The sequence below is a fragment of the Geminicoccus roseus DSM 18922 genome, from assembly GCF_000427665.1.
Lineage (GTDB): Bacteria > Pseudomonadota > Alphaproteobacteria > Geminicoccales > Geminicoccaceae > Geminicoccus > Geminicoccus roseus.
Genome location: NZ_KE386572.1, coordinates 3,550,571 through 3,574,968, shown reverse-complemented (window position 1 = coordinate 3,574,968; position 24,398 = coordinate 3,550,571). Strand labels below are relative to the sequence as shown.

25 protein-coding genes are annotated in these 24,398 nt (G+C 68.2%); 8 read left to right on the top strand and 17 right to left on the bottom strand.

All coding sequences use genetic code 11. From position 1 onward, the window contains the following. Positions 1-44: 44 nt before the first annotated feature. Both GEMRO_RS0117865 and GEMRO_RS0117860 read right to left on the bottom strand, forming a co-directional pair. The gene (locus tag GEMRO_RS0117865; protein WP_035485549.1) at positions 45-725 is read right to left on the bottom strand and encodes a class I SAM-dependent methyltransferase; all 681 of its coding nucleotides are present in this window, start codon (positions 723-725) and stop codon (positions 45-47) included. Then, positions 725-1,861: a CaiB/BaiF CoA transferase family protein gene (locus GEMRO_RS0117860; protein ID WP_027135101.1), complete on the bottom strand. Its 1,137-nt coding sequence runs from the start codon at positions 1,859-1,861 to the stop codon at positions 725-727. The genes GEMRO_RS0117865 and GEMRO_RS0117860 overlap by 1 nt, the downstream gene beginning before the upstream one ends. Positions 1,862-2,114: 253 nt before the next feature. On the opposite strand from GEMRO_RS0117860, the gene GEMRO_RS0117855 reads away from it, so the two are divergent. The 5 genes from GEMRO_RS0117855 to GEMRO_RS0117835 all read left to right on the top strand — a co-directional run bounded on the left by GEMRO_RS0117855 (position 2,115) and on the right by GEMRO_RS0117835 (position 7,975). After that, positions 2,115-2,927, top strand: a complete 813-nt coding sequence (locus GEMRO_RS0117855) for an HpcH/HpaI aldolase/citrate lyase family protein (protein WP_027135100.1) — start codon at positions 2,115-2,117, stop codon at positions 2,925-2,927. Between the two features lie 14 nt (positions 2,928-2,941). Further along, positions 2,942-4,324 (top strand): MmgE/PrpD family protein, encoded by a 1,383-nt coding sequence (locus tag GEMRO_RS30315; RefSeq protein ID WP_051329194.1) that lies wholly within the window; start codon positions 2,942-2,944, stop codon positions 4,322-4,324. Then, on the top strand, positions 4,321-5,850 hold the full coding sequence (locus GEMRO_RS0117845; protein ID WP_027135099.1) for a fumarate hydratase: 1,530 nt from the start codon (positions 4,321-4,323) through the stop codon (positions 5,848-5,850). The genes GEMRO_RS30315 and GEMRO_RS0117845 overlap by 4 nt, the downstream gene beginning before the upstream one ends. Before the next feature lie 107 nt (positions 5,851-5,957). After that, a complete protein-coding gene (locus GEMRO_RS0117840; protein ID WP_027135098.1) occupies positions 5,958-7,112 on the top strand; it encodes an acyl-CoA dehydrogenase family protein in 1,155 nt (384 codons plus the stop codon). An 11-nt stretch (positions 7,113-7,123) separates the two neighbouring features. Next, complete coding sequence (locus GEMRO_RS0117835) at positions 7,124-7,975, top strand: FAS1-like dehydratase domain-containing protein (RefSeq protein WP_027135097.1); 852 nt, start codon at positions 7,124-7,126, stop codon at positions 7,973-7,975. 49 nt (positions 7,976-8,024) lie between these two features. Here the strand turns inward: GEMRO_RS0117835 and GEMRO_RS0117830 are convergent, their stop codons facing one another. Continuing rightward, positions 8,025-8,687, bottom strand: a complete 663-nt coding sequence (locus GEMRO_RS0117830) for a protein-L-isoaspartate(D-aspartate) O-methyltransferase (RefSeq protein ID WP_027135096.1) — start codon at positions 8,685-8,687, stop codon at positions 8,025-8,027. 198 nt (positions 8,688-8,885) lie between these two features. On the opposite strand from GEMRO_RS0117830, the gene GEMRO_RS30310 reads away from it, so the two are divergent. Both GEMRO_RS30310 and GEMRO_RS0117820 read left to right on the top strand, forming a co-directional pair. Continuing rightward, positions 8,886-9,344 (top strand): DUF4864 domain-containing protein, encoded by a 459-nt coding sequence (locus GEMRO_RS30310; protein WP_205625020.1) that lies wholly within the window; start codon positions 8,886-8,888, stop codon positions 9,342-9,344. Positions 9,345-9,432: 88 nt separating this feature from the next. Continuing rightward, positions 9,433-9,939, top strand: coding sequence for a flavin reductase family protein (locus GEMRO_RS0117820; protein ID WP_027135095.1), 507 nt, complete (start codon positions 9,433-9,435; stop codon positions 9,937-9,939). A 38-nt stretch (positions 9,940-9,977) separates the two neighbouring features. Here GEMRO_RS0117820 and GEMRO_RS0117815 read toward each other — a convergent pair whose 3' ends face one another. The 12 genes from GEMRO_RS0117815 to GEMRO_RS0117760 all read right to left on the bottom strand — a co-directional run bounded on the left by GEMRO_RS0117815 (position 9,978) and on the right by GEMRO_RS0117760 (position 20,960). Next, entirely contained in the window at positions 9,978-10,808 is an 831-nt protein-coding gene (locus GEMRO_RS0117815) for an HpcH/HpaI aldolase family protein (protein ID WP_169728408.1), read from the bottom strand. Continuing rightward, on the bottom strand, positions 10,801-11,994 hold the full coding sequence (locus GEMRO_RS30305; RefSeq protein WP_051329193.1) for an enolase C-terminal domain-like protein: 1,194 nt from the start codon (positions 11,992-11,994) through the stop codon (positions 10,801-10,803). Before GEMRO_RS30305 ends, GEMRO_RS0117815 begins: the two co-directional genes overlap by 8 nt. Before the next feature lie 28 nt (positions 11,995-12,022). After that, positions 12,023-12,757: a GntR family transcriptional regulator gene (locus GEMRO_RS32825; RefSeq protein ID WP_051329192.1), complete on the bottom strand. Its 735-nt coding sequence runs from the start codon at positions 12,755-12,757 to the stop codon at positions 12,023-12,025. A gap of 10 nt (positions 12,758-12,767) precedes the next feature. Further along, positions 12,768-13,736: a 2-hydroxyacid dehydrogenase gene (locus tag GEMRO_RS0117800; protein WP_084507104.1), complete on the bottom strand. Its 969-nt coding sequence runs from the start codon at positions 13,734-13,736 to the stop codon at positions 12,768-12,770. 67 nt (positions 13,737-13,803) lie between these two features. Next, on the bottom strand, positions 13,804-15,129 hold the full coding sequence (locus GEMRO_RS0117795; protein WP_027135092.1) for an ABC transporter substrate-binding protein: 1,326 nt from the start codon (positions 15,127-15,129) through the stop codon (positions 13,804-13,806). A gap of 90 nt (positions 15,130-15,219) precedes the next feature. After that, complete coding sequence (locus GEMRO_RS0117790) at positions 15,220-16,119, bottom strand: NAD-dependent epimerase/dehydratase family protein (protein WP_027135091.1); 900 nt, start codon at positions 16,117-16,119, stop codon at positions 15,220-15,222. A 2-nt stretch (positions 16,120-16,121) separates the two neighbouring features. Continuing rightward, positions 16,122-17,369: an aminopeptidase gene (locus tag GEMRO_RS0117785; protein WP_027135090.1), complete on the bottom strand. Its 1,248-nt coding sequence runs from the start codon at positions 17,367-17,369 to the stop codon at positions 16,122-16,124. A gap of 160 nt (positions 17,370-17,529) precedes the next feature. Beyond that, positions 17,530-17,988 carry a carboxymuconolactone decarboxylase family protein gene (locus GEMRO_RS0117780; protein WP_027135089.1) on the bottom strand — a complete coding sequence of 153 codons (459 nt, stop codon included), beginning with the start codon at positions 17,986-17,988 and terminating at the stop codon, positions 17,530-17,532. A 100-nt stretch (positions 17,989-18,088) separates the two neighbouring features. Then, positions 18,089-18,778, bottom strand: coding sequence for a 2OG-Fe(II) oxygenase (locus tag GEMRO_RS0117775; protein WP_205625019.1), 690 nt, complete (start codon positions 18,776-18,778; stop codon positions 18,089-18,091). Then, a complete protein-coding gene (gene ada, locus GEMRO_RS0117770; protein ID WP_084507823.1) occupies positions 18,775-19,854 on the bottom strand; it encodes a bifunctional DNA-binding transcriptional regulator/O6-methylguanine-DNA methyltransferase Ada in 1,080 nt (359 codons plus the stop codon). Before ada ends, GEMRO_RS0117775 begins: the two co-directional genes overlap by 4 nt. A gap of 245 nt (positions 19,855-20,099) precedes the next feature. Then, a complete protein-coding gene (locus GEMRO_RS0117765; protein ID WP_027135087.1) occupies positions 20,100-20,603 on the bottom strand; it encodes a YciE/YciF ferroxidase family protein in 504 nt (167 codons plus the stop codon). Between the two features lie 39 nt (positions 20,604-20,642). Then, positions 20,643-20,960, bottom strand: a complete 318-nt coding sequence (locus GEMRO_RS0117760; RefSeq protein WP_027135086.1) for a hypothetical protein — start codon at positions 20,958-20,960, stop codon at positions 20,643-20,645. Positions 20,961-21,145: 185 nt separating this feature from the next. Here GEMRO_RS0117760 and GEMRO_RS0117755 point away from each other — a divergent pair, with 185 nt between their 5' ends. Further along, positions 21,146-21,460: a DUF2853 family protein gene (locus GEMRO_RS0117755; protein WP_027135085.1), complete on the top strand. Its 315-nt coding sequence runs from the start codon at positions 21,146-21,148 to the stop codon at positions 21,458-21,460. Between the two features lie 179 nt (positions 21,461-21,639). Here GEMRO_RS0117755 and GEMRO_RS0117750 read toward each other — a convergent pair whose 3' ends face one another. Further along, entirely contained in the window at positions 21,640-23,085 is a 1,446-nt protein-coding gene (locus GEMRO_RS0117750) for a UdgX family uracil-DNA binding protein (protein WP_027135084.1), read from the bottom strand. After that, positions 23,085-24,308: a putative DNA modification/repair radical SAM protein gene (locus GEMRO_RS0117745; protein ID WP_027135083.1), complete on the bottom strand. Its 1,224-nt coding sequence runs from the start codon at positions 24,306-24,308 to the stop codon at positions 23,085-23,087. Before GEMRO_RS0117745 ends, GEMRO_RS0117750 begins: the two co-directional genes overlap by 1 nt. Positions 24,309-24,398: the final 90 nt, after the last annotated feature.

The window sequence follows — 24,398 nt, the reverse complement described above, 5'->3', positions numbered from 1 at the left end:
CTAGGCAAGCACTCGTTATGGGCGCAACGTCGCCTCGCGCCGGCTCAGTCCGGCCGGCGCAGGCATTGCAGGCGCAGGGGCTGGGACAGCCGGAAGCCATCCGGTCCGGCGACGGCGTGTCGGCCGAACAGTTCAGCCACCCTGCCCTGGACCAGTTGGGCCTGCTCGCGGCGCGATGGATCGACCCGGATCAGGTAGTCGCAGAAGGCCTGGACGTCCCGGAAGGACTGGTCGCGCCGGTAGTCGATCGATTCCTGGACAACCAGCCAGCCGGCATCCCGCGCCTGCCCGATCGCGGCCAGCGCCGCGGCCCGGATCTCCGTCTCGTCCTCGACCGGCCGCATCACCTCGAAGAACGGTCCCTGCGCCAGGGGCTCGATCACCACGACCATGCCCCCGCCGACCACCCGCAGCGCTTCCGACAGGGCCGCCGTCATCGCTGGCTCTGGCACATGATGAAGGCTGTTGAGGAAGACCGCCGCGTCGAACTCCGCGTCGGCGAACGGCAGATGCTCGCCCCCGGCAACCTCGAAACGGGCTTGCGGCACTTCCCGGCGCGCCCGCTCGATCGCCGGTGCAGAAGGGTCGACGCCCGTGACCTGAAGGCCTCGCTCCGCCAGCACCCTCGCCAGCCCGCCGGTGCCGCAGCCGATGTCGAGCGCGGATTGCGCGCCCACCTGGGCAAGCCGCTCCAGCAGAAGGGCAAGGGTGTCGGCCGGCTCCATCACGCGGGTCCGGCGCCGGTGAACTCCGCGATGATCTGCTCGGTATGCTCGCCCAGGGCCGGGACCTTGCGAAACGCCGGGATCTCGCCGTCGAAGGTCGCGCCCGGCGCCAGCATCCGGACCGGTCCTGCCGGGCTGTCGACCGTGATGTAGCGGTTCTGCGGATGGTTTGAGACATCCTCTAGCGTGCTCACCCGGCCATAGGCCACCCGCGCCTTCTCCAGGCGCGCCACCGCCTCATCCCGGTCCATCGAGGCGAACACCGCCAGGATGATCTCGTCCAGGGCCGGCCGGTTGGCGACCCGCTGGTTGTTGCTGGCGAAGCGCGGATCCACCGCCACCTCCGCCCGCTCCAGCACGTCCCGGCAGAACAGCGGCCATTCCCGCTCGTTCTGGATCGAGAACAGCACCGCCTTGCCGTCCCGGCACGGGTAGGCGCCGTAGGGGGCGATGGTCGGGTGGTTCAGGCCGCAGCGCGGCGGCTCCCGCCCGCCATAGGCATATTGGAGGTAGGGAACGTTCATCCAGTCGGAGAGCGCGTGATAGAGCGAGACCGCGATGTGCTGGCCCTCGCCGGTCCAGGTGCGGGCGTAGAGCGCGGTCATCACGCTCTGGAACGCGGTCATCCCGGCCGCAATGTCGCAGACCGACACGCCGACCCGCGCCGAGCCCTGCTCGTTGCCGGTGATCGCCGACAGGCCGCTCTCGGCCTGGACCAGGAGGTCATAGGCCTTCAGGTCGCGATAGGGCCCCTCATCGCCATAGCCGGAGATCGAGCAGGTGATCAGGCGCGGATAGTCCCGGCGGAGCTGGTCCATCCCGAAGCCCAGGCGCTCGACCGCGCCCGGCGCCAGGTTCTGGATGAAGATGTCCGCCTTCGCGATCGCGGCGGCCAGCACCGCCCGGTCCGCCTCCTGCTTGAGGTCCAGGCAGACCGACTCCTTGCCGCGGTTCAGCCACACGAAATAGGCGCTCTCGCCCATCACCAGATGGTCGTAGTTGCGGGCGAAGTCGCCTTCCGGCCGCTCGATCTTGATGACCCGCGCCCCGGCATCGGCCAGGCGGCTGGAGGCATAGGGCGCGGCCACCGCCTGTTCGAGGCTGACGACCAGAATTCCGTCGAGCACAGGTTTCATCGTGTCCTGGCGGGGCATGTTGTCCGGGAAGCCGCGGTCCTGCGGTATTCTTCGTCACGCCCATTAGATCGGATGGGGAAGCAGGTTCCAATAATTCTCCGGTCGACCGGCCATAGCGCACCGTTATGGAGGCGCATCATCTTCCATGATGCCCACCCCAACAAAATCCTATCGTCCGGCCCTCTCGCCGGCCGGCGCGGGTTCGGGCAGGATTGACTGGCCCGCTCCCGCCTCCTCCAGGTAGCCATCCGGCATGACCGCCTTTGACTTCCCGCTGTTCGTTCCGGCCGACCGGCCCGAGCGCATCTCCAAGGCGGCGGCTTCCGGAGCCGATTGCGTGTTCATCGACCTGGAAGATGCCGTGGCCTCACAGGCCAAGGCATCGGCGCGCATCGGGCTGGTCCAGGCCCTGGCGCAGCTTCCCGCCCACCCGCTCCCGATCTTCCTGCGCATCAATGCCTCCGGCACGCCCTGGCACGCCGACGATCTGGCGGCGCTGGCGATCCTGCCGGTGGCGGGCGTGGTCCTGCCCAAGGCCGAGCATCCCGAAGACCTGAAGCGCCTCGCAGCGATCCTGGGCGACCGGGCGCGCGTCGTCGCCCTGGTCGAATCGGCGTCGGGGCTGGCCCAGGCCCGCCTGCTGGCTCGGTCCGCCGGCCGGCTCGCGTTCGGATCGATCGACTTCGCTGCCGACCTTGGCTGCGCGCACAGCCGGGAAGCCCTGCTGCTGGCGCGCCTGGAACTGGTTCTGGCGTCGCGCCTGGCGGGACTGCCAGGCCCGATCGACGGCGTGACCACCGCGATCGACCGGCCCGACGAGATCCTGGACGACGCCGCCCATGCCGCTTCCCTGGGCTTTGCCGGCAAGCTCCTGATCCACCCTCGCCAGATCATCCCCGCACGGCAGGGCTTCGCGCCGTCGGAAGCCGACGTGAACTGGGCCAGGCGGGTTCTGGACGCGGCTGGCGACGGCGCCGCGATCGCCCTGGACGGGGCCATGGTGGACGCCCCCGTCATTGCCCGCGCCCGCCAGATCATCGCGCGCAGCGCATCCCGCCCGCACTGAAGAAGAGCATCATCATGGCCGATGAAACCCGCCTCCTCGCGACCTATGCGGCCGGGATCTCCCATGAGGACATTCCCGAGGCTGTCCGCGCGCGCGCCAGGCACCTGACGATCGACCTGGTCGGCAGCATGCTCCGGGCCGGCGTCGAGGCGGATTCGACCCCCTCCCTCTACCGCACCGTGGCCGATCTGGGGCTGGACGGCGAAGGCGCCTGCACGGTGCTCGGCAACCGGCGGCCTTTTGCGCCTCCGGTGGCTGCCCTCCTGAATGGCGCGCTCGGCCATTCCCTGGATTTCGACGACACCCACGCCGACAGCTCGCTGCACCCGAGCGCCCCGGTGGTACCGGCTGCCTTCGCCGTCGGGGAACGGGTGAATGCGTCCGGAAAGGACGTGCTGGCCGCCATCGTCGCCGGCTACGAGGTCTGCTGCCGCCTGGGCAATGCGCTCGATCCGACCGCGCACTATGCCCGTGGCTTCCACCCCACCGCCACGGCCGGAACGTTCGGCGCGGCGGCTGCGGCCGGCCGGCTGTACGGCCTGGATGCCGACGCGATGGCATCGGCCTTCGGCGTCGCCGCCAGCCAGGCGGCCGGGTCCCTGCAGTTCCTGGTCAACGGCGCATGGAACAAGCGTTACCAGGTGGGCGCCGCCGCCATGAACGGCGTCATCGCCGCCACGCTCGCACGCAACGGCTTTTGCGGTGCCGTGCAGGCCATCGAGGGTCGGCACGGCTTTCTCAAGGGCTACTCGGACAAGGCTGATCCCGCCCGTGCCGTCCTGGACCTTGGCACGGCCTACGAGACCACCCGGATCGGGGTGAAGCCCTATCCCAGTTGCCGCTACACCCACGCGCCGCTGGACGGGCTGATCGCCCTGAAGCGGGAAATGGGGCTGGAGGCGGAGGACATCCGCTCCGTCACGATCGGCCTCCACCAGAACGGCATCGTGCTGACCGCGGCACCCATGGAAGAGAAGCGCCGGCCGAAAAGCGTGGTCGACGGTCAGTTCTCGATGCCGTTCACCGCGGCGGTCGCCCTGGCGCAGGGCAGCTTTGGCTGGGACGACTATGCCCGCCTGGGCGATCCTGCGATCGAGCGGATCGCCGACCGGATCGAGGTCGTGCGGGACGAGCGCCTGGAAGGACTGCGCCATCCGTTCGGCGGGATTATCCGGGTCGAGACCAGCCAGGGCGTGATCGAGCGGGTAATCCCCGATCCGTCCGGCGAGCCCGCGACCTTTCCCGACGCGGCGCAGGTCGAGGCCAAGTTCCTGACCCTGGCCGCCCCGGTCCTGGGAGACGGCGCGGCCACGCTGTTCGCCAGGCTGAACACGGTGGAGACCGAGCCCGCGATCGGGGCTATCCTGCGCCCGACCAGGACGGGAACGCGCCCTTGAGCCGATCGATCCGCGAGGAGGACTTCGTCCGCAGCGTCGCCGACGCCCTGCAATATATCTCGACCTACCATCCGCCGGACTTCATCCGCCATCTGGCGGAAAGCTACCGACGGGAGCAGAGCCCGGCGGCGCGCGATGCGATGGCGCAGATCCTGGCCAACTCGAAGATGGCGGCGTTCGGCCGGCGCCCGATGTGCCAGGATACCGGCTCGGTGGTGGCGTTCGTGAAAATCGGGATGGAGGCGCGTCTGGTGAGTTCGCGGCCCCTGGCCGAACTGGTCGATGCGGCGGTGCGCCTGGCCTATACTGATCCGGAAAATCCGCTGCGCGCCTCGATGATCCGCGACCCGCTGTTCGACCGGCGCAACACCCGCGACAACACCCCCGCCATCACCCATGTCGAGATGGTGCCGGGCGACCGGATCGAGGTGAAGCTGGCCGCCAAGGGCGGCGGCTCGGAGAACAAGGCCCGCTTCGCCAATCTCGGCCCCTCCGCCTCGGTGGTCGACTGGGTGGTGGAGACGGTGGAGACGCTGGGTGCCGGCTGGTGCCCGCCGGGCCTGCTCGGCATCGGCGTCGGCGGCAACGCGGAAAAGGCGATGCTGCTCGCCAAGGAGTCGCTGCTGGCCCCGATAGACATGACCGAGCTCCTGGCGCGGGGGCCCGCCTCGCCTTTGGAAGAGATGCGGCTCGAGATCTACCACAAGGTCAACGCCCTGGGCATCGGCGCCCAGGGCCTGGGCGGCCTGACCACCATCCTCGACGTCAAGATCGCCACCTACCCCTGCCATGCCGCGTCCAAGCCGGTCGGCCTGATCCCGCAATGCGCTGCCGACCGTCATGTCGGCTTCGTGCTGGATGGCAGCGGGCCTGCCGCCTTCACCACGCCCGACCTGGAACTATGGCCGGACATCGCCATAGACGGTCTGGCCGCCACCGCACGGCGGGTCGATCTCGACCATCTGGATGCCGCCGAGGTCGCGGGCTGGAAGGCCGGGGAGACCCTGCTCCTGTCCGGGCGGATGCTCACCGGACGCGACGCCGCGCATCGCCGCCTGGTCGACATGATCCAGCGGGGCGAGCCGCTTCCGGTCGAGTTCAAGGACCGGGCGATCTACTATGTCGGGCCGGTCGACGCGGTGCGCGACGAAGTGGTGGGGCCGGCCGGTCCCACCACCTCCACCCGCATGGACCCGTTCACCGCCACGCTCCTGGAGCGGACCGGTCTCCTGGTGATGATCGGCAAGGCCGAGCGCGGCCCCGCCGCCATCGACGCGATCCGCCGTCATGGCGCTGCCTATCTCATCGCGGTGGGCGGCGCGGCCTACCTCGTGTCCAAGGCGATCCGTTCCGCCCGCGTCCTGGCGTTCGAGGACCTGGGCATGGAGGCAATCCACGAATTCGTGGTCGAGGACATGCCGGTGACCGTGGCAGTCGACAGCACCGGCGCCTCGATCCATCTCGAGGGCCCGCGGCGGTGGCGGGCGCCGGAGATCGTCGCCGACGGAATCCCGCTGCGAAGCTGAGGGGCCATCACCTGCCGGCATGGCACGGCCAATGAATTTCTATTTGTCGCTATAGCCTCGTTCTCCCCAAGTTGCGGCAGGAGAGGCTCGGACGGCGGGGAAGCGGCGTGGCGCAGGAAGACTATTCGGACATTCGCGACGAGGTCGCCAAGCTCTGCGCCGAGTTTCCGGGAGAGTACTGGCGCAAGCTGGATCGGGAAGGCGCCTATCCGGCCGAGTTCGTGCAGGCGCTCACCCAGGCCGGCTACCTCGCCGCACTGATCCCCGAGGAGTTTGGCGGCTCCGGCCTGCCGCTGTCCGCCGCGGCGGCGATCCTGGAGGAGGTCCAGCGCGCCGGCTGCAACGGTGCCGCCTGCCATGCCCAGATGTACGTCATGGGCGCGGTGCTGCGGCACGGCAGCGAGGCGCAGAAGCGGAAATATCTGCCGGGTATTGCGGCGGGCGAACTGCGCCTGCAGGCGTTCGGGGTGACGGAGCCGTCGAGCGGCACCGACACGACCTCGATCAAGACCTTCGCCCGCCGGGACGGCGACAGCTACGTCGTCAACGGCCAGAAGATCTGGACCTCGCGGGCGGAACATTCCGACCTGATGCTGCTCTTGGCGCGCACCACGCCCAAGGAGCAGGTCGCCAAGCGCACCGATGGCCTGTCGGTGTTCATCCTGGACATGCGCGAGGCGAAGAAGGCGGGGCTGACCATCCGCCCGATCCGCGCCATGATGAACCACTCCACCACCGAGGTGTTCTTCGACGACGTCCGGATCCCGGCGGAAAACCTGATCGGCGAGGAGGGCAAGGGCTTCCGCTACATCCTGTCCGGCATGAACGCCGAGCGGATCCTGATCGCCGCGGAATGCATCGGCGATGCCAAATGGTTCACCGCAAAGTCCACCGCCTATGCGAACGAGCGGACCGTGTTCGGCCGGCCGATCGGCCAGAACCAGGGGATCCAGTTCCCGATCGCGCGCGCCTATGCCCAGATGCGCGCCGCCGAACTGATGGTGCAGCAGGCGGCCTCTTTGTTCGAGCAGGGCAAGGACTGCGGCGCCGAAGCGAACATGGCCAAGATGCTGGCGGCCGAGGCGTCCTGGGCGGCGGCGGAGGCCTGCGTGCAGACCCATGGCGGCTTCGGCTTTGCCGAGGAGTATGATGTGGAGCGCAAGTTCCGCGAGGCCCGCCTCTACCAGGTCGCCCCGATCTCGACCAACCTGATCCTCAGCTACCTGTCCGAGCATGTCCTGGGCATGCCGCGCTCCTATTGAGGGCCGATCCGATGAGCGACAGCGTGGACATCCAAAAGCTCCAGGCTTGGATCGGCCGGACCGAACAGGCGGAAGACTGGATCTCGCCGCAGATGGTGAAGGCCCTGCGGGCGACCCTGGACCAGGAGCCGGGGCAGCCAGTCCCGGGAGAGCCGGCTCCCCTCGCGATCCACTGGTGCCTGGCGCCGCCGGCGGTGGCGATGTCGGGACTGGGCCCGGACGGACATCCGGCCCGCGGCGGCTTCCTGCCGCCCGTCCCCCTGCCGCGCCGGATGTGGGCTGGTGGCGCGCTTCACCTGCATGACCGGCTCTGCGTCGGTGACAAGGTCGAGCGGGTTTCCCGGATCGAGGCGGTCGAACTGAAGGAAGGCCGCACCGGCAGGCTCTGCTTCGTGACCGTGCGGCATGAGTTCGCCACCGGCCGGGGCGTTGCGATTGCCGAGCGGCAGGACATCGTCTACCGGGAGGCGCAGGCGCCCGCTCCGGCGCAGCCTGCCGCCGAGAGGCCACCGCAACCAAGCGTCAGCCGCGCGATCCAGGCGACGCCTACCCTCCTGTTCCGCTACTCGGCCCTCACCTTCAACGGCCACCGCATCCACTACGATCGGCGCTACTGCCAGGAGGAGGAAGGCTATCCGGGCCTGGTCGTGCACGGGCCGCTTCAGGCAACCCTGCTCCTGGACCTCGCCGCTGGAATGCGGGGCGGCACGCCACCAGAGACGTTCCGCTTCCGAGGCATCTATCCCCTGTTCGACGGCGGCTCCTTCACTATCAACGGGCGCGATAATGCCGGCCGCCTTGATCTGTGGGTCGCCGATCAGAGCGGGCGGCGCACCATGATCGCCGGCACCGATCCGGACTGAACAGGCCACGCCGGCTCCTCGCGGAAGCCGACAGCGCCAGCCAGCCGCCTCATCCACCGGCTGCCGGTTCGCTCCAGCCGTGGCGGCCGATCATCGGCACGAACGCCACGCTTCCCAGATCCTTCTCGTCGAACGACCCGTCGGGCTTCCGGATGACCAGCAAAAGCCGCTGACCGGCCTCGTCGCCCACCGGCATGACCAGCCGTCCCCCCTCCGCAAGCTGGGCCCGCAGCGGGTCCGGCACCGACGGACCGCCAGCGGCGGCGAGAATGGCATCGTAGGGAGCGGCATCCGGCCAGCCGAGCGTGCCGTCGCCCTCGTGCACCTCGACGTTGGGATAGCGAAGCAGTTCCAGCCGCTGCCGGGCGATCTGGGCCAGACGCGGATGGCGCTCCACGCTGTGCACCTGCTGGGCGATCTCGGCCATCACCGCCGCCGCATAGCCGGAGCCGGTCCCGATCTCCAGGACGCGGTCTCCCGGTCGAAGGGCCGCTGCCTGGATCATCAGGGCCACCACATAGGGCTGGGAGATGGTCTGGCCTTCTTCGATCGGGAGCGGCGCGTCGTCGTAGGCCGATTCCTGCAGGCGCTCGGCGACAAAGGCCTCCCGCGGCACGTTGCGCATGGCGCGGAGCACCTGCCCGTCGCTGATCCCGCGCCGCACCAGTTGCTGGGCCACCATCTGTTCGCGCGCCCGGGCCGAAGTCGACATGATCCGGCACCTCCTCCATGGGGCAACCGCCCGTCTTGCCGGGATGATCTCCAGCCAAGGAGATGGCCACGGCAAACCTCCGCGACCAGGAGCCTGCAGTCGATCCGGACGTTGATCCGGAGCGTAGGCAACATTGAGGGCCGCTTCGTACCGGATCCGGTGGCCTGGACAGCAACGATCCGGAGAGGAGAGCGCCCGATGCGTGTCCTGCTGGCCTCGTTGATCCTGGGTACCGTGCCCATGGCCATGGCCGCACCGGCCGAGCCAGTCTTGCCTGCCGTTCAGGTGAGCGCCGGCTCGGTGTCCGAGGCCGATCTTCAGTCCGTCCAGCAGGTGATCCGTCGGCAGCTCGACGCGTTCCTGGCGGACGACGGAGAAGCCGCCTTCGGGCTGGCCTCCCCTGGCATCCAGGGCCTGTTCGGCAGCCCGCAACGCTTCATGTCCATGGTCCGCGAAGCCTATCCGCAGGTCTATCGTGCGCGTGAGGCGGAGTTCCGCGACATCGTCGAGATGAACGGCCGCCCTACCCAGCGTGTCCTGCTGGTCGGTCCGGACGGCATCCCGGTGATCGCGCTCTACCCGATGGAGCGCCAGCCGGACGGAAGCTGGCGGATCGACGGCTGCATGCTGGCCCGTTCCGGCGAACTCACCGCGTGACGACGAGCGTCCGCGTCGAGCCACGTCTTGCCGATCCGGCAAAAACCCCCGACACCGGCGGGGACCGATCCATAAGGGGGAGAAACGGGTGAGCGCGGACCGGACGTCCTACATCGATGGCATGCGTCGCCTGGCGGCAGGGGTGACGATTGTCACGACAGGTTCGGTTCCGGAACGCTTTGGCCTCACCGCCACCGCGGTGACGTCGGTTTCCGCCGATCCGCCTACCCTCCTGGTGTGCATCAACCGGGATTCGGACTCGTTCCACCCGATCCTCCGCCACCGCCGGTTTGGCGTGAACCTGCTGGGCCCGGCCCATGCCGAGCTTGCCGGCCGGTTCGGCGGCCTGTTCGCCGAATCGGGAGAACCGCGCTTCGCTGTCGGTCCATGGGTCGAGGGCGCCCATGGCGTACCGCTGCTGGAGGACGCGCCGGCGTCGTTCGAATGCGAGCTGGAGACCGTCCATGACGGCGCCAGTCACGGGATCCTGGTCGGACGGGTCCTGAAGGTCACCACCCACGACACTGGCAGCCCGCTCCTCTGGGTTGGCGGCGCGCTGGCCGTTCCGGCCCCGTTCCAGCCAAAGGCAGGCTGAACCTCCCGCGCCGGATCCGGCGCGGGAGGTCCTTCCGGTCAGCCGCCGATTGCTTCCCGGGTGGCGCGCAGGGCAGCCGAGCCGCCGCCTGCCAGCAGCTCGATGTCCGAGGTCACCATCAGGAAGCGCACGCCCTTCTCGACCCATTCCTTGTTCTGCGACGCCGGCGTGTTGACGCCCAGGCAGACCGGCAGGCCCTTCGCCTTGGTCTTCGTCACGATCGTCTCGTGCGCCGTCTTCACCGTCGGATGGCTCAGGTTGCGCAGGAGGCCGGCCGTGCCAGACAGGTCGTTCGGCCCGATCGCCACCGCGTCGATCCCCGGCACCGCCAGGAACTCGTCGAGCACGTCGACGGTCTCGACATGCTCGATCTGCGGCATCACGAAGATCGCGTCGTTGGCCTTGGCCACGTAGGCGTCGATGTCGCGGTAGTAGTTGGAGGCGCGCTTGGGCCCGAAGCCGCGGCGGCCCTCCGGCGGGTACTTGCAGGCTGCCACCAGATCCTGGCAGTCCTCGACCGTCCTGACCATCGGCGCCAGGATACCCTCCCAGCCCATGTCGAGCAGCTGCTTGATCCGGACATGGTCGTTCCAGGCGACCCGGATCATCGGCACGGTCGGGCTGCCGTTCAGCGCCATCAGCATGGTCTGCAGGACCTGAAGGTCGAACGGCGAATGCTCGCTGTCGACCATCAGGTAGTCGAAGCCGACCTTGCCCATGATCTCGGTGACGGCGGGATCGGCGATGGTCAGCCAGGCGCCGACCACCGTGCCGCCGCTCCGCAGCTTCTCCTTCAACGCCAGGGCCCTGGCCAGCATTCCCTCCGGCGCGCCGCCGGCACCAGGCTCCAGTCCAGACGATTCAGCCACGCATTTCCTCCTCATGCTCGATCTTGTCCGGATCGAGCTCCATGTTGGCCCCCACGGCATGGGGCAGCCTGATCATCCCGTCGACCGGCCAGAGCGGGTCCTTCAGGAAGTACATGTTCACCAGGTTCCACTTCCACAGATACTCCTGGTACGGCGTATGGATCGGCGACTGGGTCACCGAGAAGTGGATGCCGATCGGGGTCGAGTGACCGTGGGGAATGGTGATCAGGTCGTGGACCGTGGCATAGGCCGCGATCTTGAGCGTCTCGGACAGGCCGCCGCACCAGTAGATGTCCGGCTGGATGATATCGAGCGCGTCCTTCTCGATGAACCGCTTGAAGCCCCAGCGGGTATATTCGTGCTCGGCGCCGGAGAGCGGGATCTTCGTCTTGGCCTTCAGCTTGACGTGGCTGTCGATCCGGTCGGGCATGAAGCATTCCTCGATCCAGCGCGGCCGGTACTCCTCGATCCGGGAGCACAGGTCGACCGCGTAGTCGAAGTTCATGCTCTGCCAGCAGTCGAGCATGATGTCGTAGTCCTCGCCCAGCGTCTCGCGCAGGGTGCGGACCAGGGCGACATTGGCCTTCATGCCCTCGTGGCCGCTCATCGGCCCGTGGCGGAAGAACCATTTCTGGGCCCGGAAGCCCTTCTCCTTGAACTCGATCGCCCGCTCGCGGACCAGGCCCAGGTCCAGGACCGCATAGCCCAGCATGGAGCAATAGGCCGGCACCTCCTCGCGGGTCGGGCCGCCCAGGATCCGCCAGATCGGGTGGCCCATGGCCTTGCCCTTGAGGTCCCAGAGCGCGCACTCGACGGCGGAGACCGCGATCATGGCAGCACCCTGGCGCCCGTGGACCAGGAGGCGGTGCATCTGGTCGAACAGGAGCTCGATCGCCAGCGGGTCGCGGCCGACCACCATCGGCTGGAGCTGGGTCACCGCCAGCCAGGCGGCGTCCGGCCAGATCGGCCCGGCGGTGCCGACCACGCCTTCGTCGGTGTGCACCTCGACGAAGTGCTGGGTCATCCTGAACTTGTCGTTGCCGATCTGCTCGCCGCCCTGCGGCCAGGGATCCTTGCGGTGCTCCTCGTAGACGTCGATCGGGCGGAGCAGCCGCTCCTCCCAGAACTTGCCGTCGACCGGCATCGTGCCGGTGACCGTGCGGACTTTCAGCCGCGTGATCTTCATGGTCGCCTCGTCCTTGCCTGATCTCGATTCAGCCGGTCGCCGGACCCGGCTGCTCCAGCGCTTCGAGGAAGCCGCGATGCGCCAGGTGCACGTGGTGGCGCAGCGTCGCCAGAGCCGCCTCGTCGCGGCCGGCCTCCAGATGCTCGACGATCGCCAGATGGTCGCGCTGGGAACCCTGGATCTTCTCGAGCGTGCGGATGAAGTGGAAGCGCAGGCGGCGGACCCGGCCCGCTACCCGTGCATACGCCTCGTTGAGCTGGTCGTTGCCGCCGGAGCGGACGATCAGGTCATGGAAGGCCGTGTCGAAGGGATGATAGTTTTCGACCGGCGGACCCACCGCCGCTGCCGCCGCATCGACATTGGCACGCAGCGCCGCGCACAGGCCTGTCCGGTCGCGCTCGCAGCCGATCTGCAGGGCGCCGACCTCCAGGATGCCGCGCAGCTCGCAGGTCTGCCGCACCTCTCCCGGATCGAAGGCGACCACGAAGGTGCCGCGCTGCGGCCGCACCTCCACCAGCCCCTCCGCCTCCAGCTTGCCGAACGCCTCGCGAACCGGGGTGCGGCTGGTGCCGAGCTTCTCGGCGAGCATGCTCTCCGAAAGCTGCCCGCCCGGCGGCAGCCGGCCATCCACGATCAGGTCGCGGATCTGGTCGGTGACCAGCGTCGCGAGCGAGCGTGGCCGGGCGATCCGGAGAGGCTTGCAACCGCCGGACTCGCCGCTGGCGCCACGCTGCCGTCCAGTCAGGGCGGCTTCCCGCTCCACCTAGCTGTCCTCAGCCGACCGGGGTTCTTGCCCCCTTGCCGGCGAACCAGTCGACCAGGTTGCCGACCACGCAATCCCCCATGGCCCCCATGGTTTCTTCGGTGCTGCTCGCGACATGCGGGGTCAGCACGACGTTCTCCAGGCGCAGCAGCGCTTCCGGCACCGCCGGCTCGTCATGGAACACGTCCAGGCCTGCGGCCCCCAGCCGGCCATGCACCAGCGCGTCCACCAGCGCCGGCTCGTCCACCAGCCATCCGCGCGCGATGTTGACGAAGATGCCGCGCGGACCCAGCGCCTCGATCACCTCCTTGGGCACCAGCGGCGCGCCGCTGCCCTTCGGCCCACCGGCCGCACACAGCACCAGCAGGTCGGAGTTGCTGGCGAGATCCACCGCGCTGTCATACGCCTTATAGGGCGAGTCCTGGCGGACCGGATCGAAGTACCCGATCGTGGTCTTGAAGGCGGCCAGCCGGTGCGCCACCTCGCGGCCGATCCGGCCAAGGCCCAGAATGCCGACCCGCATGCCCGTCAGCTTGCGGCCGAGCGGCATGCGCGCACCGCCCTGCCAGGCGCCTTCACGGACAAAGCGGTCGCCGGCGGCGATCTTGCGGCAGGCCGCCAAAGAGAGCGCCACGGCGAGGTCCGCCACGTCGTCGAACAGGACCGGTGCGGTGCACACGGTGATGTTGCGCTCGCGGCAGGTCGCGAGGTCGGTCGTCTCCAGACCCACGCCGTTGATGGCGCAGATTTCCAGGTTGGGCATCAGGTCGATCTGCGCGCGCGGCAGCCCGGCCATGCCGTGGCTGGCCACGCCACGGATGCGCGGGCCGATCTCGCGCAGCATCGCCAGCGGGTCCGCCGCCTCGTAGACGCGGTGGACCACGAACTCCCGCTCCAGCGCTTCCATCACCTGCGGCCGCTGGGCGCCCACGGCCGCAATCTCGACACGGGCACCCGCGCCCGGCACGACGTCGCTCATTTCCACTCCACCATCTTCACTCGATTACAAGGACGAACGACCTCGCCCGGGCATCGGGCCTCCTTGATCAGACCCGGTCGTAGAAGCGCTGGGCCCGGCGCTGCGCCTCCGCGGCAGCCTCCTCCGCGGTCACATCGCCGGCAACCACGCTGGAATACATCTGCAGGACCACGCCTTCCGCGCGCACCGCTGAGGCCGCCTCGCCCGGCGTCCCCTTGTAGCTCTGCGGCAAGGCGTTGCGCATCACGTCGCGGTACGGCGTGTGCTTGGGATCGCTGGTCCAGATCTCGTTGGCATCATAGGCGGCCAGTGGATGACACCAGTACCCGTTGCTGGCGATCTGCCAGGGCACGTACTGCTCCTCTTCCATCATGAAGCGGAGATACTGCTTGGCGGCATTCGGGTACTTGGAGTGCTTGAAGATGACCGCGTTGATGCAGAGCGCTCCCTGGGTCGGCTTGCCGACCGGGCCGATCGGGAAGTCGGCATGGCCGATATCGTCCGCGATCGCCTGCACCGCCGGGTCGTCCGAGGCCTTGGCGGCGTAATAGATGGAGATCCCGTTCGCGGTCAGCCCGATCTCGCCGGCCAGGAACGCCTTGTTGTTGGACGGATCCAGCCAGGAGAGCGTGCCGGGAATGAAGGTCTTGTACAGTTCCTTCACATAGTTCAGCGATTCGATCGTTCTCGGGTTGTCGATGACGACCTTGTCGTTCTCGTCGACCACCGAGCTGTCATACCCCCACAGCATCGTGTCGGTCCAACCGCCGTCGCCGATAGCGCCGAACGCGAAGCCGGGCGGATGGCCGATCTCGGACAGGCCCTGGCAGATCTTGAGGAAGCCCGGGAAGTCCTTGGGGAATTCGTCGAAGCCGGCCTCCTTGGCCCAGGACTTGCGGTACACCATGGTCGAGCCGCTGCCGCCGACCGGCATGGCGATCCAGGTGCCGTCCTTCTTCCCATAGACCTCGGTCACGGGGAACCAGCCGCCATACTTCTTGCCGAGATAGTCGGTGAGGTCGTCCAGCGGCACGAGCTTGTCGGCGAAGAGCTGCGGATCCTCCTGCCAGGCCAGCACCACGTCCGGGCCGGCGCCCACATTGGCGGCGACGGCGGTCTTGGGACGCAGGTCCTCCCAGCTCTCGCTGTCCACCCGGACCTCGACGCCGTACTTCTCGCTGAACTTCTTGGTGTTCTCCAGCCACAGGGTCTCGTCGCCGGGGACGAACTTGGCCGGCCGGAGCACGCGCAGGACAGCACCGCTCTCCACCTGCCAGTCGGGTTCCGGCACGTCGGTCGTCGGAATTGCCGCGAAGCCGTAGCGTGCGAAGGCCGTGCCGGCCAGCAGCCCCATGCCCGCGCCGATGACCGTGCGTCTTGTCGAACCACCCATGCCTATACTCCCTGATGGTGGCGATCTGTTGCCGCCATGACTGCCATACTAGCATGGGAGCACAGGGCCGGCCACCCCGGGCGGCACGCGTCATCCGGACGCGAGTTCCTCTCTCACCCAGTCCAGCACCGACTCATGCCGAGGCGCCCATCCCAGCTGCTCGCGCGCACCTCGCTCGCGGACCCGGCTGTTCGAGGCAAGCGCGAACACGGCCTTCTCGAAGCCCCATTCGGCGATCGCCTCGTCGACGTCCCAGGATTGCGCTGGCCCCAGCTTGAGCGCCACGGCGATGGCCTCCACCAGATCCCGGAACGACGCCTCCCCGTTCTCGGAGAAATAGAACGAGCCGGGCGGAGCCTTCTCCAGGGCGAGCAGGTAGAGTTCCGCCACGTCGTCGACATGCACGTTCGACCAGACGTTCAGGCCGCGCCCGACATAGCGGGCCACCCCGCTCTTGCGCGCCTGCCCGGCGAGCGCCGGGATCTGCACGCTGTCCCGGTGCAGACCGGTGCCATGGCCGTAGATCAGGGTGTTGCAGATGACCACGGAGCGTACCCCGACGCCCGCCGCCTCGCGCACCCGCTGGTCGATCCGTACCCGCGCCGCCTTCTCCGGCTCCGGCACGATCTCCTCCAGCGTGTGATAGATGCGCTCGCTGGGCTCGCCGCGGGCATCGTTGCCCGCGATGCTCGAGCCGCTGGTATGCAGCAACGGCTTGCCAGTCCCCGCGAGCGCCCGGATCAGCACCTCGACCGCACCGCGGTGGTCGGAGTTCGCCGCGTTGACCACCGCATCGGCGCGCCGGGCCATCTCCGACAGCAGCCGGGCATCGTCGAGCGTGCCGATCACCGGCTCCATGCCGCGGGCGCGCAGCGCCGCCCCCTTGTCCTCGCTGCGGACCAGGCCGGCGATGCGGTGTCCGGCCGCCTGCAGCCGCGTGGCCACGGAACCGCCGATATAGCCGGAAGCGCCGGTGACGAAGATCTCCATGCTCAGGCCCATTCACCCTGGCGCATCACCGGAACGGTGCCGCCGTCCTGGCCGATGCCGTCGATGTCGATCTGGCCGGAGCCGATCATCCAGTCGATGTGGATCAGGCTCTTGTTGCCGCCCTGCGCTTGCACCTGATCCGGGGTCATCTCGGCGCCGCCCTGGAAGCATTTCGAGTAGCACTGGCCGAGCGCGATGTGGCTGGCGGCATTCTCGTCGAACAGCGTGTTGTAGAACAGCAGGCCGCTTTGCGAGATGGGAGAGGAGTTCGGCACCAGCGCCACCTCGCCCAGGCGACGCGCGCCCTCGTCGGTGTCCATGACCTTGGACAGGACCTCCTCGCCCTGGGCGGCCCTCACCTCGACCGCCCGGCCGGCCTCGAAGCGCACCTCGATGTCCCTGATCAGGCTGCCCTGGTGCGAGAGCGGCTTGGTGCTGCGGACATGGCCATCCACCCGCAGGGCATGCGGCGTGGTGAACACTTCCTCGGTCGGAATGTTGGGATTGCACTCGATCCCGTTCTTTGCGGTCGATGCCCCGCCCTGCCAGAGGTGACCGTCCGCCAGGCCCACGGTCAGGTCGGTGCCGGGACCGGTGAAGCGCAGCGCCTGGAACCGGTGCTCGTTGAGCCAGGCCGTGCGGGCGTGCAGCCGCGCATTATGCTCCCGCCAGGCACCCACCGGATCGGCCTGGTCGACCCGCGACGCCGCGAAGATCGCGTCGGCCAGCTTGGCCACCGCAACGTCCTCCGGATCATCGGGAAACACCACCCGCGCCCAGGAGGGGTTCGGGTAGGACACGATCGTCCAGTTGATGTCGAAGTTCACGATCCGCTCCAGCGCCGGCTTGTAGGCCATGGAGTTGGCGCGATTGGCGCGGGCGATCTTCGCCGGGTCCTGGTCCGACAGCAGCAGCGGGTTGTCGCCGGCGATGGCCAGCCGGGCGGCCCCACCCTCGAACGCCTTACCCATACCCTCGTACAGCCAGGCAGGGGCCCGCTCGAAGCTCTCGTCCGCGCCGAAGCGGTAGCGCGCCAGCGCCAACTCCTCGTCGGCGAAGAAGGTGGTGACCAGACCTGCACCGGCCTTGTAGGCGTGCTCGGTGATCCGGCGCACCAGCGGCAGTGCGGCCATCGGTGCTGTCATCACCAGGTCCTGGCCCCGCCGCAGCTGCAGGCCGATCCGGACCGCCACCTCGCCCAGGCGGTCCAGCTTCTCGGGATCGACGGTGGCGGGATCGGGTCGGGACATCTCGGACATCGAACAGGCTCCATCGCTGGCCGGACATGGACCGAAGCCATATCGACTGCCCGCCCCTTCCGCCAGGGTCCGGTCGGTGGCCGGCACTTCCGGAGCGAGGGCATCCACCCTGCACGAAGGCGCCGGATCCGACCGGCCAGAGTATCCTGGCCTATCTGGCCAGGGCACGCTCATGGGGATGGACCGAACGGAACCCGATCGCGATTCGGTTCCAGGCGTTGATCGTGGTGATCTCCAGCGTCAGGCGGACGATCTCCACAGGCTCGAAATGGGCCGCGACTTCGGCATAGACCTCATCCGGCGCATGGCCCTGCGTGATCAGGGTCAGCGCTTCGGTCCAGGCCAGGGCAGCCCGCTCGCGCGGCGTGAACATCCCGGACTCCCGCCAGGCCGGCAGCAGGTGGATGCGCTCTTCGGCCTCGCCCTGCTTGCGGGCATCGCTGGTGTGCATGTGCAGGCAGAAGGCGCAGCCGTTGATCTGCGAGACCCGGATCTTGACGAGTTCCATCAAGCTGGGCTCCAGCGCGTCCTCCCTCAGGCGCTCTGCCAGGTCGATCATGGCCTGCATGGCCTTGGGCGCGACGGAGTACGGGTTCATCCTCGATGACATGACGCTCTCTCGATGATCGTTGCGACGACCTCAAGACGACGCAGCCGCGGCGCCTGTGACATCATCCAGGAAATTTTCCCGGATTGGCTGCCACCGCTGGTCACGCCGCGTCATGAAAGATGATCCCAAGCGTATGACGGCGCCCGGAACGCACCCGGCTGACGCCATGGCGCATGGAGACCCGGTAGGTCCCGCGGCTGCCCGCGACTGGCCGGTGGTGGACCGGGAAGACCACCGCGTCGCCCTGACGAAGCGGAACCACCTCCGCCCGCGACTGCATCCGGGGCCGCTGCTCGGTCAGCACGAACTCGCCGCCGGTGAAGTCCCTTCCCGGCTGGGAGAGGAGGCAGGCGACCTGCAACGGAAACACATGCGGGCCATAGAGATCCTGGTGCAGGCAATTGTAGTCGCCCTCCCCGTACCGGAGCAGCAGCGGCGTGGCCTGGCTCTGACCGGCTGCGTGGCAGCGTTCCAGGAAGGCAGGCAGATCGTCGGGAAAGGCCGTCGCGATCCCCAGCGCGGCATTCCAGCGGTTGGCAATCGCGGCTAGGGACGGGTAGAGCGCCGAGCGCAGGGTGGCGACCGGCTCCGGCAGCGGATAGGTGAAATAGCGGTACTCGCCACGCCCGAAACCGTGGCGCGCCATGACCACGCGGCTTCGGAAGAGCTCGTCCTCGCCGTAGCGGCCCGCCAGGGCCCGGCAATGTTTCTCGGAAAGCAGGCCCTCGATCACCGCACAGCCGAAGCTGTCCAGCTCCGCCCCGATCCGCTCGTCGGCAAGTCCGATCACGCCGCGGTCTCCCGATCGAGCAGGCTGCGCTTGCGCGCCACGCCCCAGCGATAGCCGGACAGCGCCCCATCGGCCCGCACCACCCGATGGCAGGGCACGGCCACCGCCAGCGTGTTGGCGGCGCAGGCACCCGCTACCGCCCGGACCGCCTGCGGCGCACCGATCCGCGCGGCGATCTCGGCATAGCTCGCGGTCGATCCCGGCGGGATCTCGCGCAGGGCCTGCCAGACCCGCTGCTGGAAGGCGGTGCCCTGCACGTCGAGCGGCAGGTCCAGGCCGAGCCTGGGCATCTCCACGAAGCGGATGACCTGCGCCACCCAGGCCTCGAATTCGGCGTCGCCGCCGGTCAGCTCCGCCCGGGAAAACCGATCCTGAAGCTCCCGCACCAGATGGTCGGGATCGTCGCCCAGGGAGATCGCGCAGATGCCGGTGTCGCTGGCCGCCACCAGGATGGCTCCCAGGCTGCATTGCGCCACCGCGAACCGGATTTGCCGCCCCCGGCCACTCGACCGATAGTCGGACGGCCGCATCCCCAGGATCTTGCCGGCATCCGCATAGAACCGGCCGTTGGAATTGAAGCCGGCATCATAGATGGCCTCGGTGACGGTGCCGGCCTGCGCAAGCCCTGACCGGACCCGCTCGGCCCGATGCGCCGCCGCATAGGCCCGCGGCGTGAGACCGACGATCGACTTGAACATCCGGTGGAAATGAAACCGGCTCACTCCGGCTGCGCGGGCGAGTTCGTCCAGGTCCGGCATTTCCTCGGCAGCCTCGATCGTCCGGCAAGCCTGCGCCACCAGGGCCGCCTGCCGCTTGGCCCGAGGCTCCTCGTCCGGCCGGCAGCGCCGGCAGGGCCGGAACCCGGCTGCCTCGGCATCTGCCGGTGTCGCGTGGAAGCTGACATTCTCGTGCCGGGCTAGGCGCGCCGCGCAGGAGGGGCGGCAATAGACGCCTGTGGTCCGGACCGCGTAGACGAACCGGTCGTCGGCCGCCGGATCCCGCGCCTGCACCGCCGACCAGCGCTGCGCCTCGGTAGCGAACCTCTTGTCGGTCATGGGGGTTGCGGTGTCGGTCATGTCGAAGCCGATCGGAGCCTCGTTCCGGGGACGGACAGCGATGGTCATCTCGCGAACTCCTGTCAAAGCCTGAGCGCCGGTTCACCCTCCGCTCGACCACCAATCTGCTCTCCTGCCGACTGCCCCGCACTCCGTCGGTTGCTCCGCAATCAAGTCTTTCATCGGCCCCAGGCCCACAACGCAACCTGCCCCGCCGGGAGGCCCGGCAGGGCAGGTCGAGATCAAGGAATTAGGGTTAGAACAGGTCAGGCCGCCATGCGGTTGACCCGGGATTCCGCAATGCTGGTGAGCTTGGCGTCTGCCGCCTTCTCTTCCTGCAGGTTCTGCTCAAGGACGCTGGCGCAGTCGGGCCGGCCGAGTTCCTTGGCCCAGGCGATCAGCGTGCCGTAGCGCGTCATCTCGTAATGCTCGACCGCCTGCGCGGAGGCCAGGAGGGCGGCATCCAGCACGTTCTTGTCGGCGACCTCGCCCGCGACCTCGTTGGCCTCCTTGATGATCCCGTCGATCGCGGGACAGGTGGCACCCTTGGCTTCGGCGCCGTGCATCTTGAAGACCTGCTCCAGCCGCTGCACGTGCCCCTCGGTCTCGCGCAGATGGCTCTCAAAGCCGGTCTTCAGCTGGCTGTCGGTCGCCTTGTCGATCATCTTGGGCAGCGCTTTGAGGATCTGCTGCTCCGCATAATAGATGTCCTGGAGCTGATGGACGAACAGATCGTTCATCGTCTTGATGTCGCTGGTGAACAGACCCATGAGACGTCTCCGTGACTTGTTCCACCCGGGCAGGCTGCCTCAGTGGTAGACATGATGTTCCGCGTTGCGTTTGCGCGTGGCTGCCGCCTTCTTGGCAGAGGCAGAGCGGTCGGCGGCCGAGCGTGAGGCCGATGCCTCGCCGCCCTTCTTGCCACCCTCGTGCGCGGCCGGATGACCGGTGTGGGTGCCGCGGCCGGAGCCGGCCTTGTTGCCGCCGCCATCATCCTTGTTGACGGTGGCCCAGGCACGCCGCTCGGCTTCGTCCGGACCGACGCCGCGGTCCTCGTAGCCTTCCGCGATATGCTCAGCCTTGCGCTTCTGCTTGTCCGTGTACTTGGACTTGTCGCCCTTCGGCATCCTGCGCCTCCAGTTGCAACCGGCCGAGAAACCGGCCGGGGCTGATCCGGGTTCCAGGCGAGCCCATGGGATCAAATATACCGAATTTTTATGTATTAATTCTTGTCATTCTGGTGCGAGTCCGGGATCCTCCGGCGGCTTGTCGCAACTCCGGAATTTCCGGATCACCAAGCCGAGGAGCATCCATGTCCGATGAACACGCCAACGTAGCGAAATATGCGAAGACCCCTGTCCATGAAGCCGCTGTGAATGGATTGGCGAAGACTTATCGTCTGGTCCTGCACAACATGGATACGCGCTATGTCGCCTGTTCCGATCCCGCGGAACGCGACCGGATCCGGGAAAACTTCCTGAAAAAGAAGCTCGGCCTCGATGGCGACGATCTCGACGATGTGATCATGTCGGTCTGCCAGAAAATGAAGGGCGACCGCCTGAAGTCCCGCCTGACCTTCTACTACCTTCTGGCCGAGCACTACGGGCGACTGGACGAGTTCGCCTGATCCCAAGCGCCGCCCATGTATTGGGCAAGATGGTCAGCCCATCGACGAGCGGGGCTCCACTTGGGTCCAGCCCACCCGCTCGACTCCACCAGCCGACATCCCCGCCCCACACCGCGCCGGTCGATCCGGATCTTCGGAGCCTGAACCCATGCTGATCCCGGCCCAGGATCGGCTGCACGTCATGCGGCCTGGCCGACCCGGACGCCTGGCTCGATCTCGCCGATCTGGCGCAGGTCGTCCACAAACCGGGCATATTCCTGCGCCCGGACCGCCTCGTCGGGCACCCTCAGGAGGAAGGATGGATGCACCGTCGCCATCATGTCGGCATCCCCATCGGTCTTGAGCATCCGGCCGCGCACGGAGGTCAGCGAGGTGACGCGCCCCACCAGGCTCTGCACGGCGGTCGCCCCCAGCGCCACCACCAGCTTGGGGCGGACGGTGGCCAGTTCCTGGCTCAGCCAGGGCCGGCAGGCCTTAACCTCGGCAGCGTTGGGCTTCTGGTGGATGCGCCGCTTGCCGCGCGGCTCGAACTTGAAATGCTTGACCGCATTGGTGACGTAGACCTTGCGCCGGTCGATACCGGCCTCGCCCAGCGCCCGGTCGAACAACTGTCCAGCCGGCCCCACGAATGGGCGGCCCTTCAGATCCTCGCTGTCGCCGGGCTGCTCGCCGACGAACAGGACCGTGGCGTCCTCCGGCCCTTCGCCGAACACGGTCTGGGTCGCAGGAGCCCAGAGCGGGCAGGCCCGGCAGCCGGCGGCTTCCTGCCTCAGTTCCTCCAGGGGGGTGCCGGGTTGGCCGGTCGCCATGACGGTCGCTCCTGCTTGCTGTGGCTGCGGGTTGGGCAGCGTCGGTACGGCAGCAACCATCTCCCGCATGCGCCGTTCCGCGCCCTCGATCAGCGGGCGGATCAGTTCCGCCTCCGGCAGGTTCTTCCAGTACTTGCGCGGCATCTCCGACTGCATGGCGCCGACCTTGAGCCGGGCCGGATTGAAAATGGACGCATAGTAGCTGCGCCAGAGCTCCTCCAGCGCGTCCTCGCTGGGCGCGGCACTCTTCGGCACGCCATCCGTGAAGGTCAGCGTGCTGCCATCCCAATGAACGCAGCGCTCCGGGGTGAGGATCGACCAGCGCATGGAGGCGAACCGGCGCTGGAAGAACGGCGCCCCCGCCTCGACGATGTGGTGCTCCGGCTCGAACCAGGCGATGAAATGCTCCTCCTCCCCAAGCTGCACCGAACGGAAGCGGACGAAGGCGTGCATCTTGTGGATGTCGCGGCGCACTGCCTTGGCCATCCGCTCCACCCTGGCCACCAGCGGGTCCACCGCCACCTCGATCAGGCCGCGATCGTCCAGCACGCCGCGCAGCAGCGCGTAGAGCAGGGCGAACCGCTCCGGATCGCCGTGGCAGATCGCGGTCCGCGCGAGCTCGATGAAGCGGCGCGGTACCGAAAAGCCGGCCTCCGCGGATATTGGGGGAACCGGCTCCCCGGCGAACAGATCATCGTCCTGCCCGTCGACAGCCCAGGCGACGTCCTCGGGAAGCACGCCGGCCAGAGCCAGACGGCGGGCGGCGTCGCGCCAGCCCTCGAAGTCGACCGGCGACGCCAGCTTCACCCGATGCATCACAAGCCCAGGGAGAGCTGCTGCGCTGCCGGTCGCAGCCGCGCCAGGAGCCGGTCGCCGTCCAGCAGTCTGGTGGCCGGGCGATGGTCGGGCAGCACCACGAACGGCAGCACCTTGGCCGGCGACACCCGCAGGCGGATCAGGTCGTCGCTGCGCACCGAGCGGTGGCGCCGTGCGATCAGGATCCGATTGACCGCCTTCGCACCCAGGCCCGGGACCCGCAGCAATTGCTCCTTGCTGGCGCGGTTGACGTCCAGCGGGAACCACTCGCGATGCTGCAGCGCCCACGCGAGCTTGGGGTCGATGTCGAGCGGCAGCATGCCGGAGCCACCGGCGATCTCCTCGACCGAAAAGCCGTAGAAGCGCAGCAGCCAGTCAGCCTGGTAGAGCCGGTGCTCGCGCAGGAGCGGCGGGGCGGCGAGCGGCAGGCTGCGGCTGGCATCGGGGATCGGGCTGAAGGCCGAGTAATAGACCCGCTTGAGCTGGTAGGAGCCGTACAGGTTGGCGGAGGTGTCCAGGATGGTCCGGTCGGACGCCGCATCGGCGCCGATGATCATCTGGGTGCTCTGCCCGGCCGGCGCGAAGCGGGGCGCCTTGTCGTTGTTGCGCTCAGCCTTCGCTTCCTCCAGCCGCACCCGCAGCCCGCCCATGGTCCGGCGGATCGCCCGCACATCCTTTTCCGGCGCCAGCGCCTTGAGGCTGCTGTCGGTCGGCAGCTCGATGTTGATGGACAGGCGGTCGGCGTAGAGGCCGGCTTCGGTGGTCAGTTCCTGGTCGGCATCCGGGATGGTCTTCAGGTGGATATAGCCCTTGAAGCCGTGGTCGAGCCGCAGCTTCTTCGCCACCAGGACCAGTTGCTCCATGGTGTAGTCCGGGCTCCGGATGATGCCGGAGGAAAGAAACAGGCCCTCGATGTAGTTCCGCCGGTAGAAGTCGAGGGTGAGCTTGACCACCTCGTCCACGGTGAAGCGGGCGCGCTGCACGTTCGAGGAAGCCCGGTTCACGCAGTACAGGCAGTCAAACATGCAGGCGTTGGTCATCAGGATCTTGAGCAGGGAAATGCAGCGCCCGTCCGGGGCATAGGAGTGGCAGATCCCCATGCCTTCGGTGGAGCCGATCCCCTTGCCGTTGCCGGAGTGGCGCTTGTCCGTCCCGCTCGACGCACAGGAGGCGTCGTACTTCGCGGCATCGGCCAGGATCTCCAGTTTGCGGCGGACATCCATTCGATCAACCTCGCTGGCGCCAGGGCGCCAATGTTCCCGTTCCGTTCTCAGCAATCGCCGCACGCCGTCAAGCCTGCCGACCTTGGCGAG